The following is a 12,209-nucleotide window of genomic DNA, read 5'->3' on the forward strand; positions in this document are numbered from 1 at the left end:
CTGGCCCGGAGGCGACCCGTTGGCGCAAACAGGCACCCAGCCTGATTCGACTAGGTGCGACTCGGTATCTGCAATCCCCGCTGGACCGCCGGACGTTCAAGCGCCCTGCCCAGCCAAGCCGAGACATGGGTATAGCGGTCGAAATCAACCAGCGCCCGCGCGCCGTAGAACGTGATCAGGTTGCGGACAGGTCCGATCATGGCAATGTCGGCAATCGTGTATTCATCGCCCATGATCCAGGCTCGTCCTTCCAGGCGCGCATCGAGTATTCCGAGCAGGCGCTTCGATTCCTCCACATAGTGTTCGAGCGGACGCTTGTCGTCGAATTCCTTGCCGTCGAACTTGTAGAAAAAGCCGACCTGGCCAAACATCGGGCCGATCGCGGCCATCTGGAAGAACACCCACTGAATCGTTTCCCAGCGTCGCGCACTGTCGAAGGGAATGAGCTTGCCGGTCTTTTCGGCCAGGTACACGAGAATGGCACCCGACTCGAACAGGGCCACCGTCTGTCCGCCCGGACCATCGGGGTCGATGATCGCAGGAATCTTCCCGTTCGGATTGAGCGAGCGAAACTCCGGCGTACGCTGATCGCCTTTGCTGAAGTCGACCAGATGTGGCTCGTATGGCAACCCGGTCTCTTCCAGCATGATCGACACTTTCACGCCGTTGGGTGTATTCAAAGAGTACAGCTGCAGTTTCTCCGGCTCGCGAGCGGGCCAGCGCTTCCCGATAGCGAAGTCTGAAAGTCCAGTCATGTCGTGCTCCTGCAGGTAGTGACGATCAACTGCCACAGATGGAGCTGGATTGGACGAACATCAAGCTCGAGTTATCTGAATCTCGAATTCGGTACACACCCCAGAAACTGAATCATCTCGTGTTCTGTGCTGATAGAAACCGGACGGATCGGCGAAGCTGCCGCCCTGCTCGGCCCTGCTTATGAGCGACTGGTCGAGAAATATGGCTCCGACTCGGTGCGCACGTCAATCGCCGCGGTCACGCTCGCACAATTGCGGCAAGCCGAAGGAAACATGGCAGCCGCGAACAGCCTGGCCCTGGGCGCGATTTCAGTGCTGGATGCAGAAGGGACCAGACAGCGCCACGCGATCGAACTGGCGTAGGCCCGGCGGATCGCTGATCAAACGACGACGCAATAGTCAACGATGCCCTCGCCAACGATTTGCGTGGGGATTCTTGTTGCCAAAGCGAGAGGATTCAGCTCACCTTGTCCCTGGTTGCGCCCTATTCCTTGAACGGGCGCCGTTGTGGTGCGTCGTCGGGCTGGACGCGGGCGAACAACTCGCGAACCACCGCGTTCACCACAGGGACCCGGTGGCGCAACCACACGTGACTCGCCTTCGCCGTCGCACCCAGGGATGCCTTCGGTTCCATGGCGGTGCGCCCGAAACTCAGTTCTGTACTACCCAGCTCGATCGCGTCATCGATCAGAGTCTGCAGTAACCGAAGGTACAGCGGCACCTTCGCGTTGACCTCGTAGTCGAAACCGACGTAGTAGCCGAGGGCGCGATCGCCGTCCTTGATGGTGGTCATGAACGCGACGATGGCGCTGTCATCGCGGATCAGCGTGCAACCGAATCGTTGCGATCCGGCGAGCGTGGCCAGCGCGCCAAAGTAGCCGGGCGGAAGGGCAGACAATCGAGTCGAAGCGCGCTGTTCGACTTCCCGATACAGCCTGTTCAATTCGGCATCGTGCGCGGCCGCATCGGCATTGCGCTCTACCCGATAGCCTGCATCGGTGACCTGCTTGATGATCTTGCGCGCCTTGCCGCGATAATTCGAGTTCAGATCGGCCAGATAGTCGTCGAATTTCTGCCAGGTCGGTCGAACCTCCATGGCCATCTCCGAATCGGTCTGCAGTGGCCGATAGCTGAAAGCGAGGAGTGGCTGCGCGCTGTCTGATCGTCCCTGGTCGAGATCCTTGACCATGACGTAGTCAATCTTTCCGCGCAGACGATCCGAACGGCGAATGCGGAATATCGCTTCGGCAACGGCATGCCAAAGCAGATCGGCCCCTCGACGGCGGGCCGCATTGCAGTTGTCCGGAGACTTGCGTCACTGCCGTGCCTGAAGCGTCAGCTGCGATCCTGCCCGCCATCCATCGGGATCTGCGGCGCCACGAAGGTATAGGCGATGAGCAGGAGGCCGGCATAGGTACCGTTGTACCAGTCGAAGCGCGAGAACGGCTCGCCGATGGTGAAAGCCCAGACACAGAAGGCGATGACGCTGAGTGTCAGCTGCCTCACGATCAGCACTTTCAGCGTGACGCGCAGGTAAAACAGCGTCGCCAGGGCACCGAACACGAACACCATCCAGGGCACCAGATCGGCGACCTCATCCTTGGAGTTCCTGAGCAGGGTGACCATCGAGAAATAGACGCCAATCACTTCGGCCGGAATCAGTTTGATCAGGCGGTCGGAATAGCCGTCGACGGCTGGCGAGGCGGCACCGAACTCGTCGTCTGGCCCGGCACGTCGCGATACCGTGGAAGTCGGTGCCGCAGTTTGAATGGCGCGCCCCATGCTTCGGCTCCTGTCAGAGGGATCGGCTGCACCAGGCCGCTCCGGTTGATGTTTCGCCCGGACATGGAATTACCCGGCGATTGGCGCGTGCTCAGGCACCGCGTCGGTGCAACTCGAATGAGCGCACGATGGAACGCCAGTCCTGATTCTCGTCTTCCTCGGGCTCGAACGACGCATCGCGTTGCCTGGGCCCGCAGCAGGCCGCTTCGAAGAGTCGTCGCAAGCGCGATCCTGCGCCGCCCAGCGAGCGTGTACCGGCCTGCTGCAACCAGCTGAAGTCGGTCTCTTCCAGGGTTACGAAAATCTTGAAGGCCTCCTGGCCTGAATCAGCGGAAACCTCGGCGGGCACGTCGAGCTGGATGCGTCGTTTGCCGCAGCCAACGCGCAGCATCTGACCTGCCTCGAGCAACTCGCTCGACTTGTTCGGCGGATAAATCAGTTGCACCCTGCCCGTCAAACCAAAGTCGAGTACGCTGAGGAATACCGGGCGGTCTTCATGGTTGATCACCTCGAAGGCGACACTGTCGCCGGCCACAAGTGATTCGCCGTGAGTAGCCATCTTGATCCAGCTGCCGTCGCCGGATTCCCGGAGCAGGTTGAATTCAACTTTCAATTGGCTGTCCGGGTTGTCGAGGGACAGCGCATTTCGATAGCGTGCGAGCGTCTCCGCGTTCCCGATCACCGTGCCGATCGCGTAGGAAAGATCGCAGGCGGTGGGCGGCGATACCAGCCGGCCACTGCGATCGACGATCGCCCAACTGGTGCTTGCGAGCCGGGTCAACTGTGGAACCCGCTCGTCTTCGCCGCTGCCGTCGCGAGGTTCAAGACGATAGATACGCACGTCTGCGGCGTCTTCGCTGACGGCAAGCTGCAGCAAGTCGGATGCCTTGATGGCTTCTTCAAGGGCGATTCGGGCGTCCGGTGCCAGGCCACCGAGATCAATGGACAGACGAAAATGATCGGTCGCGGGCTCGACTTCGACGCAACGTGCACCCGGCACGATGGCCGCTTCGGCACTGACCACTCGAGCCTGCGCGGTGAGCGAATCGACGCTGACGATTTCGATAGCAGCCAACGGCTGCAGTCCTTCGGTCACCTTGGTGGCCGGAGGATATACCGACCAGCGCGAGCCGGGCCGCAGCCCATGCGCCGCTCCGCCGCTGAGGACCACGGTCTTGCCCTCGACCGAGGCAACCGAAACAAACCGGATCGGCACGATATTGCGATCGCCGAAAAGCTCGCGATCCTTGGCCCCTTCGATCTGCGGATTCTGCGCCGGGAACTGGCCGTTGACGCGGGCTTGGGCCGTCTCAAAGACGTCGCGAAAGGTGGTACCAGGCCTGGCCTCCACCAATGCGCTGACCAGATGGTAGGTCAATGCGCCGTTGCGAATGGTTTCACCGCCGCGCTGCTCACTGAATTCACTTGCATACTGGTTGTCGCGACAGCCCGACATCACCACGTAGGCATCGCTCAGAGCAAGCCATCCCTGTTCACGACTGGAGCGCGCCTGTGCAGTGCGCGGAACGGTTTCGGGGTCGATCCCCATGGCCGAAAGCGAGCGGCTGTCATCGGGCGCAGCCCTGACCCTGGCCGCAAACGGGTCACGCGTGATGGTGCCGGAGTGGCAGCAATCAAAGAGCAGGCTCAGCGAGTGTGTCTTCGCCGACAGCCGCTGCAGCCACAGATTGATTTCCTTGTCGACAATGTCGAGGTTCGGCAGCGGATCGCGTCCGCTATCGCTCGGCATGATGGTGCTGTCCTTGCCCGTTCCCTCTTCATCGGAAACCGCGGTTCGACGCGAGCCGTGGCCGCTGTAATGAAAGAACACGACATCGCCATCTTCCACCGATTCGACCAGTTGCTCCATCGCACCGAGGATGCCCTGCCGGCTGGCGGCTTCATTGTGCAATGAAACGATGTTGGCCTCGGGAAACGAGAAATGCTCGATCAGCACCTGGCGAATCAGGCGGGCATCATTGACGCAGCCCGAAAGCTGGTACTTCGGATCCAGATTCGGGTAGTGGTCCACCCCGATGATCAGCGCATGCTTGTTTGGCATCGGAGTCCTCAGATTGCAGGGCTGGATATGGTCTGTCAGGCGACCCGTCCGCCATCGACAGCTGGCCTGTCGGTTCGCCGACTACGACCACCTGTTGCAATGGAGTTGACCAGAAAGCAGGCCGCCGGCAAATCGCAGCCGCAACGCAAAGTCAGTCAACGCTCGTCGGGCGGGCCCGGGCGCGTTGCCGGCGCATTCACGTCGGGCGGGCCGGGTCGCGTCGCGGGTGCATTCACGTCGGGCGGACCGGGACGCGTGGCGGGCGCATTCACGTCGGGCGGACCGGGGCGCGTGGCAGGTGCATTCACGTCCGGAGGGCCTGGGCGGGTATTCGACTGCGAACTCGTGCTCATGCGTTTCCCCCGTGCGTGGAAATGGTAGCGCTACGCTAGCACATGGCGTTGGCGGATGAAATGCGCCTAAACTTGACCGGCAACGGGAAAGTCGCCCAAGCCGCATCGCAAGCTTCAAAGCAGGGGGTTGCTGTCAGAACGCCGGGCCTGATCCAGACATTTTTCGGAGAGCTTCGCCGCCGTCGGGTCCTCAGGGTTCTGACGATCTATGCGGTGACGGCATGGCTGGTGCTGCAGATCGCCGAGGTCACCTTCGAGCCGATGGGCTTCCCTGTGAGTGCAATGCGCATCCTGATCCATGTCGTGCTGGCAGGATTTCCCATTGCCTTTGTCCTGGGCTGGATCATCGAATTGGGACCGAAAGGCTTCATGTTCGATTTGCCGCTATGGCCGACCGACGGCACCGAACGAAGGCGCAGTCGCCGGACCGATCCACTGATCCTGATCGGCGTCGCCGCCATGTTGGTGTTTGGCATCAGTTCGGCACTGAACATGCTTCAAGGCGGGCCAGCAAGCGAACCGGTCGAAGGCGATGGACCGAATTCGATCGCCGTACTCGCCTTCGACACCTATGACTCGAAGGCCGACACGGACTATTTCTCCAGCGGTCTGGCCGAGGAAATTCTCAACCTGCTATCCGGATTGCCCGAACTGAATGTCGCCGCTCGCACGTCTTCCTTCCAGTTCCGTGGCGAAAAGGTCGACGTGCGTGAGGTGGCTTCGACCCTCGATGTTCGCAACGTGCTTGAAGGCAGCGTGCAGCGCAGCGGCGATAGCGTCAGCGTCACGGCAAGGCTCATCAACGGCGGAACCGGCTATCAGAAGTGGGCGCAAAAATTCGATCGCGACATGGCAGACGTGTTCGCCATCCAGCGCGAGATCGCTGCGGCCGTGGTCGCCAAGCTGAAAGTGGTGCTGTCGGTGGAATCGGAAGCCAAGCTCAACGCCGACCCCACCAAGAGCACGGATGCCTATCTGCTCTACCTGCAGGGCACCGAAAAGTTGCGCAATTCTCGCGACGAGTCCTCCCTGACCGCTGCAGCGGATCTGTTCGACCAGGCGCTGCAGATCGATCCCGAATTCGCTCGCGCACTGGCCGGGCGCTGCGACGTGGATCTCGCGCTCTACGAAATCGGCAACGACACCAGGCAGTTCGAGAAAGCGGCCGCCGCCTGCAACCGCGCGGCCGAACTGGATCGAGGCCAAAGCGCTGAAATCCATGTCGCACTGGCGCGCCTCTATCGTTTTCGCGGCTGGAACGACAAGGCGCAGGAGCAACTGCAAGAGGCCATGACGATTGCCGTGAACGATGTCGATGCCTACATCGAGCAGGGCGAGCTTCGGATGGCCATGGACCAGCTGGAAGAGGCAGAAGCCAGTTTCCTGCAAGCTGTCGACATGAAGCCCAACTACTGGAAAGCGCATGAGGCGCTGGCCAGCTTCTACTACCGCACCCAACGCTACCAGAAGGCGATCCAGTCCTATGCCACGGTAACCCGGCTGGCGCCGGACATGGCGTCGGCCTGGTCGGGCACGGGAGCAGCGTACTGGATGCTCGGCGATGTCGATCAGGCGCGCGTTGCCTGGGATCGTTCGCTTGAGCTGAATCCGTCGAGACGCGCCTATACCAATCTGGGCCTGCGCTATTACTACGGCGGTCACTTCGAGGATGCGGTGGCCATGCAGCTCCGTGCGCGAGAACTCGCACCTGACGATCACCGTGTCTGGGGCCGGCTCGCCGAGTCGTATCGCTTTGTCGGCGGCAAGGACTCGGAGAGTCTGCAGGCGTACAAGCGCGCGGCGGCACTCGCCCAGGCCAACCTCGCCATCAACGAGAGCGACTGGGCAACGCGCGGCTTGCTCGGCATTTACTACGCCTACGGCGATCAGCCGACCCGGGCCGAGCAGGAAGCGGAACGCGCGGTGACGGATTCGCAGCGCAATGCGGAGGCCTTGTACTACCTGGGTCTGGTCAGACTGAAACTCGGCAAACTTGACGGGGCCATCGACGTTCTTGCCGAAGCGCTGCAACGCGACCCGCAGTACCTTCAATTCCTGCAGTCGGATCCGGACCTGAAATCACTGCACTCGTTGCCGCGATATGTTGCCCTTCTCGGCGAGAAAGCCGAGCCGAAGCAGGCGCCCAGCCTCCAGCCGTGATCGGCGAGCACCGCGGAAGTGGCGTTCATTCCGGCTGATTCGGAAAAGCTGAAATTCGATGTCCCTTCATCGCCGAATCCCGCGAAGTCCGGCCAGGCAAGGTCGGCGAGTCAGACCCCGACTGACCGGAAGTTGGCGCCTCAGGCAGCACCTGCGATGCGTGATGCGCTAGTGATTGAGTGCCGACTCGATATCCTCCACCGGTGCATTGGTGAAGGTCTTGGCGACTTCCTTGATGATTCGCCGGGTCGTCTCATTGTGCAACTGCGGGCGCAATTGACCGAGCGTCTGCGGATCCGCCATCAGGATAAGATCGGTAAACTCCTGCTTGAGTGCTGCGGCATTCAGACGATGGGCAAGCTGCTTGGCGAATGTTGCCTCGTCTTTTGCCTGGTCGGATTCTTCGGCGGGCCGCTTGCCGGACGGGCCATCGTCGATGAGGTCATCCGGCTCCAGCAATTCCTGTTGCTTGAGCGAAACAGTGGCACCCTTGCCCATGTTGTGGAACAGGCGCGCGCCAGCTCCATCGGTGACCACAACCCATGCTCCTGCTGGAATCTTCTGCATGCTGTTCTCCTTGTTTTCAACTGCGCGCTGCGCGCTGATGAAGGGAGTCTTGCACAACGAACCTGTATGCAAGGTTTCTTCCAGTCAGGTTGGTGCGCGCGCCGTTGGGAACCTCCTGCATGCCAACCAACTCCGGACCGAGCCACGCCACTGCATCCCTGCGACGACGACGGTCCAGACGGACCCGGCGCGGGTGCCCCATCTGCTTGCTGGCGTGGAACCGACAGAAGCCTTCGGATGACGATCTCGAGCTACCTGGATTCAGGATGGTTCACAACATCCCGGATCGGCAAATCGCCTTGTTGTCGCATGTCCTGAAGCAGCGATCGCTGTCTTGCAAGATGTGCCTGCACCTGGCGAGAAATCTGATCGAAACGCGGGTGCTCACGCAGGCCGCTGTAGACGGGGTCGAATCGGGCCAGATACCACCATCGATAGATCTGTCCATTACCGATGCTGGAAGCCAGCGCATCCAGTGCGCGCTCGTCCTCGCCGAGAATGGCCAGGGCCAGTGAACGTTCCCGACCAAACCAGTTTCTGGTTCGACCCTGGCCATGGGTATCCAGCACATCCAGCATTGCCGAAGCGATACGGCGACCCTCCTCTGGTTTTCCGGACAGCACCAATGCATTCGCATGGACGAGGGAGAATCCGCGGCTCCACATGGGAGGGTAGGTTTCGCGAGCAGCAGCGACGGATGCCAGCAGGGCCAGTCCAGCCTGCATGTCGCCGCTCTGGAGCATCGCATCCCGCAGGGCTTCCGCCAGGGGCGCGCGCGGACCGCTGTCAGGCCAGCTTGCGGGGTCGATGTCGCTGGCGTATGCCGCCAGCTGGGTGCTGTCGCCATCGTAGCGGGCCAGCTCCGCAATGACCTCGGCTGGAGGCGACGGACCCAGAACGCTTGCAGCGGCAACCGGGTCGCCAAGGTCGAGATAGATGTCCCTGGCGAGAACCCGCATGTCAATCGAGTCCGGATCTTTCTTGATCGCACGCTCGATGACTCGAGCGGCCTCTGCCAGGCGGCCGCTGTATTCCCAGTGCGAGTAGGCGAGCTGGTAGAGCGCCCGGGTCATGTTCGGGTTGATTTCAAGGGCATGCCGGACAAGCCGGTCATGCTCGGCGACGTCGCTTCGCACGACCATCACATAGAACGCTTGCAGCAGATACAACTCCGGATTCAGCGGATCGATCCGGATTGCGCGGTCTATCGTGTCGATGGCTTCGCCCATGCGCGAGCTGCCGAACAGGAACTGGGCATAGCGCAAGTAGCCCGTTCCCTCGTTGGGAGCAAGCAACAGGCCCTTGCGGTAGTGCTCCTCCGCGACCGCCGGGTCGGCAGTCAGCCCTGCCCGTTCGATCCAGGCCTGGCCGAGCGCGGGATTGATAGCCAATGCGCGATCGAGGGCCTTCTCCGCCATCGTCCGCCATTCGGCCTCCTGCTCGCCTCCCCTCCGGATCTTGAGCATGAGGGCCTGGCAGAGCCCCAGGTAGCCAAGACTGAATTCCGGATCGAGAACCGTCGTCCGCCGGAACGCTTCGATGGCCCTGTCGATATCGCCGGCAGCCTGACTGCTCAGCAGGTTGCGGCCGCGCATGTACAGTTCATAGGCATCCAGGCTGACTCGAGCGTTGCCTGGCGATTTCCCGGCTGCCGCCTCGGCATCAATGCCAAGTTTCCCGGCAACTTCTTGAAAGATGCCCTCACGTATCCTGGCCACGTCCGCAATCGGCTCATCGTAACGGGCAGACCAGAGTGCTTTGCCCGCAGCGGAATCCAGCAAGCGGACATCAACACGCAACCGGTCGGTGGCGACACCCACTCGACCCTGGAGCAGGTATTGCACACCCAGGCGTGCGCCAACGGCGCGGATTTCGTCCGGAGTCTCCGCATCCACTGTCGCCGAGCCGGCCGCGACCACCGTCAGTTTCGATAGCGCAGCGAATCGATTGCGCACCAGATCCGTCACGCTTTGAGAGATCAGGCGGCTGGCCTCATCGTCCGCTTCCGCGCGAAATGGCAAGACAGCCAGTCCCTGGCGATCGATGGCAGCCGGGTCATCGGTTTCGGCCCGGTCGGCCAGCCATCGCGCAACCAGAACTCCAGCCAGCACCAGCGCCAGCAGGAGCAGGACGACTCGCCGCGATCGCCAGTCGGCTCGAACACGCCCTGCGTGAGTCGCCCGGGGCGGCTCGGGTTCATTGTCCGGCGCAGTCAATTCCGGCAACGGCTGCTCCGGCTCCACGTCCAGTGGCGCTATCGGCGCAATCAGTCGGTATCCCTTGGTTGGCACGGTCAGCACATAACGAGGCGACCGCGGATCGTCGCCCAGCGCCCGCCGCAGCTGGGCGATGCAGCGATAGACGGGATTGTCCCCCATCGGCCTCCCCAGCCAGACATGGTCGATCAGTTCGTCGGCACTGACCACGCGATCGGGTTGCCGGGCCAGGTGAACCAGAACGGCCATCGCCTTGGGTTCGACCGAACACTTTCCGGAGGCGCCGACTATGAGGTCCTGGTCCGGGAGGACCAGGCAGCTGCCCACGCGAAAGCCTGTCTCGCCTGACAGAGACACCGAATTGTTGCCAATGGACTGAAAGGACTCGCGCCCGCCTGTATCCATTGCCCGGATTCCTGTGATGGGCAAAAGATAATCGCTTCGCTGGCGTGCTGCCACAGAAAAACTCCAGAAAAACGAAAGGACTCCCCAGCCGTTTGTCCAGATGATCCAAGCGCCGGCGCCGCCTTGGTGGCCGGCGCACCAGGCACGGATGACGCTGTCGTCTGCTCCTTCGGAAACCCGGGCTGGCTACCGAACCGGACCGGCCTTCTCCGGCCAGCGGAGCTCGCCCCGTCAAACCGGTCACTGATCAAACCAGAGCAGTCAAAGGAGAAAACCATGAAGTCCCAAGCACTCACGATCGCGGTCGTCGTCGCGCTGGCCACCTGCCTGCCCGAAATGGCCGAAGCGAACTCCTTCGGAAGATGTTCGAACGCGACTCTTCGCGGCAACTATGTGTTTGCCGCCAGCGGCTTCACGCGTGCGCCCGACAGCACGCCAGGCACACCCTGGGTTCCAAAGGCCATTGTCGAGATCATCAACTTCAATGGCCATGGTTCGTTGTCGACCCCGTCCCTGACCGTCGCCAATCCGTTCGGCGACAGCGGTGCGGTTCTGCAACCGCCGGCAGGAGCCCCCGGCGCCTATCAAATCAATCCGGACTGTACCGGAACCGTGCAATTTTTCGACGCAAGCGGAACAAGCTTTTCAGTGGTCATCGAACTGGCCGGTGGCGTGGTCAAGATGATCCAGACCAACCCCGCCAACAATGTGTTCGTCGGCAACGCAACGCGCACCTGGTGACGACAATGCCGGACGGGCGCCCAGGCGGCGCCCGTTCAACCTGCAACAGGCAGCGTCGCTTCGGCGCCGAGTCAGCCAGGAAACAAGGCCATCGACGCAGACCAGGACGTGGGATTCGACGGCGCATCACAGGCATTCCGCTTCTTCGGCAATTCTCCTGCGACCTGATCGCCGATTGCGAATACGACGCCCGCTGAATCTTGCGCCCGCCGAGTGGATGTCCTGGTTCTGTCCCTCTGGTCGGGTGAGGAGCATCGTTGGCGCGTGACAGTCCGCAAGATGACGGTCAGCAAGTAGCTCTGGGCCCCAACTACAGGCAATGCTCACGGGATCAACCCCTGCTCCACGATCCCGCCGAGAGACCTGTCGACTTTGTCGGTTCGAGGATCAACATCTGCGTCATGGCGTGCCTTAAATTCTGCGCGTCGGGTGCAAGACACCAGTCCGGGGGAGACTTTCCAGCCGGATTGGCGCGAAGGTCCTTGCGGACCAGGGATCTGATTGCAGGAAGGCCTGACTGAATAGAGCGGCATTGCGTCCCAGAGCTTGCGCTACCAGGGCAGCTCGTCACCCTTGGCGTGGCGGAAGCTGCCGGTCTGCTCAAGCGTAAGCGCATCGAGGCGTTCGACCAGCTGCGCGGCAGCCGCGTCCGGGCTGATGTCGCCGCCGCCTCCGACCATCTCGGTCGCCACGTATCCCGGGTGCAGCAGCATCACCGCAATCCCGCGGTCCTTGAGGTCCAGCGCCAGCGACTTGCCGATCGCGTTCACGGCCGCCTTTGATGCCCGATAGCCGTAGTAGCCACCGGAGCCGTTGTCCGCCACCGATCCCATGCGACTGGTCACGATCCCTACCTTTGCGCCCTTTGCCAAGTGCCCCGATAGAGCCTGCACCGTGCGCAGCGGCCCGAGCGAATTGACCTCGAACTGCCGACGCATCCGCTCGAATCCGTCCTCGTCGATCTCACCAAGGGATTCCCTGGAAAGGATGCCGGCATTGCAAACCAGCACGTCGATGCGCGTGTCGCCCAGGCGTTTCGCCAGTGCCGCCAGCGAATCAGCGTCGGTGACGTCGACGCCGGCTTCGACGCGCGCACCAGTCGCCTTCAAGGCATCGCTGCCTTCACGGCATGCGCCAATCACGTCATCGCCGCGTGCGGCATAGTGCC

Annotated in this window: 11 protein-coding genes; 3 read left to right on the plus strand and 8 right to left on the minus strand. The window is 61.9% G+C overall.

From position 1 onward, the window contains the following. Positions 1 to 50 precede the first annotated feature (50 nt). Positions 51 to 755 (minus strand): glutathione S-transferase family protein, encoded by a 705-nt coding sequence (locus R3F00_RS17470; RefSeq protein ID WP_371283013.1) that lies wholly within the window; start codon positions 753 to 755, stop codon positions 51 to 53. A 126-nt stretch (positions 756 to 881) separates the two neighbouring features. Between R3F00_RS17470 and R3F00_RS17475 the strand changes: the two genes are divergently transcribed. Then, positions 882 to 1,118, plus strand: a complete 237-nt coding sequence (locus R3F00_RS17475; RefSeq protein WP_371283014.1) for a hypothetical protein — start codon at positions 882 to 884, stop codon at positions 1,116 to 1,118. Between the two features lie 121 nt (positions 1,119 to 1,239). Here the strand turns inward: R3F00_RS17475 and R3F00_RS17480 are convergent, their stop codons facing one another. The 4 genes from R3F00_RS17480 to R3F00_RS17495 form a co-directional block, all read right to left on the minus strand. Beyond that, entirely contained in the window at positions 1,240 to 1,944 is a 705-nt protein-coding gene (locus R3F00_RS17480; RefSeq protein ID WP_371283015.1) for a GNAT family N-acetyltransferase, read from the minus strand. A gap of 146 nt (positions 1,945 to 2,090) precedes the next feature. Next, positions 2,091 to 2,537, minus strand: coding sequence for a hypothetical protein (locus R3F00_RS17485; RefSeq protein ID WP_371283016.1), 447 nt, complete (start codon positions 2,535 to 2,537; stop codon positions 2,091 to 2,093). A gap of 91 nt (positions 2,538 to 2,628) precedes the next feature. After that, the gene (locus R3F00_RS17490) at positions 2,629 to 4,599 is read right to left on the minus strand and encodes a caspase family protein (RefSeq protein WP_371283017.1); all 1,971 of its coding nucleotides are present in this window, start codon (positions 4,597 to 4,599) and stop codon (positions 2,629 to 2,631) included. Positions 4,600 to 4,754: 155 nt separating this feature from the next. Further along, the gene (locus R3F00_RS17495; RefSeq protein WP_371283018.1) at positions 4,755 to 4,952 is read right to left on the minus strand and encodes a hypothetical protein; all 198 of its coding nucleotides are present in this window, start codon (positions 4,950 to 4,952) and stop codon (positions 4,755 to 4,757) included. 213 nt (positions 4,953 to 5,165) lie between these two features. Here R3F00_RS17495 and R3F00_RS17500 point away from each other — a divergent pair, with 213 nt between their 5' ends. Beyond that, positions 5,166 to 7,112, plus strand: coding sequence for a tetratricopeptide repeat protein (locus R3F00_RS17500; RefSeq protein WP_371283019.1), 1,947 nt, complete (start codon positions 5,166 to 5,168; stop codon positions 7,110 to 7,112). 168 nt (positions 7,113 to 7,280) lie between these two features. Here the strand turns inward: R3F00_RS17500 and R3F00_RS17505 are convergent, their stop codons facing one another. Together R3F00_RS17505 and R3F00_RS17510 are read right to left on the minus strand one after the other, a co-directional pair. After that, entirely contained in the window at positions 7,281 to 7,679 is a 399-nt protein-coding gene (locus R3F00_RS17505) for a host attachment family protein (protein WP_371283020.1), read from the minus strand. Positions 7,680 to 7,930: 251 nt separating this feature from the next. Further along, on the minus strand, positions 7,931 to 10,300 hold the full coding sequence (locus tag R3F00_RS17510) for a winged helix-turn-helix domain-containing protein (RefSeq protein ID WP_371283021.1): 2,370 nt from the start codon (positions 10,298 to 10,300) through the stop codon (positions 7,931 to 7,933). A 276-nt stretch (positions 10,301 to 10,576) separates the two neighbouring features. On the opposite strand from R3F00_RS17510, the gene R3F00_RS17515 reads away from it, so the two are divergent. Next, on the plus strand, positions 10,577 to 11,041 hold the full coding sequence (locus tag R3F00_RS17515) for a hypothetical protein (RefSeq protein WP_371283022.1): 465 nt from the start codon (positions 10,577 to 10,579) through the stop codon (positions 11,039 to 11,041). A 551-nt stretch (positions 11,042 to 11,592) separates the two neighbouring features. On the opposite strand, the gene R3F00_RS17520 is transcribed toward R3F00_RS17515, so the two are convergent. Further along, positions 11,593 to 12,209: SDR family oxidoreductase (locus R3F00_RS17520; RefSeq protein ID WP_371283023.1), on the minus strand; the 617-nt coding region annotated here is incomplete at its 5' end.

The sequence above is a fragment of the Dokdonella sp. genome (assembly GCF_041395345.1).
Classification (GTDB): domain Bacteria; phylum Pseudomonadota; class Gammaproteobacteria; order Xanthomonadales; family Rhodanobacteraceae; genus Dokdonella.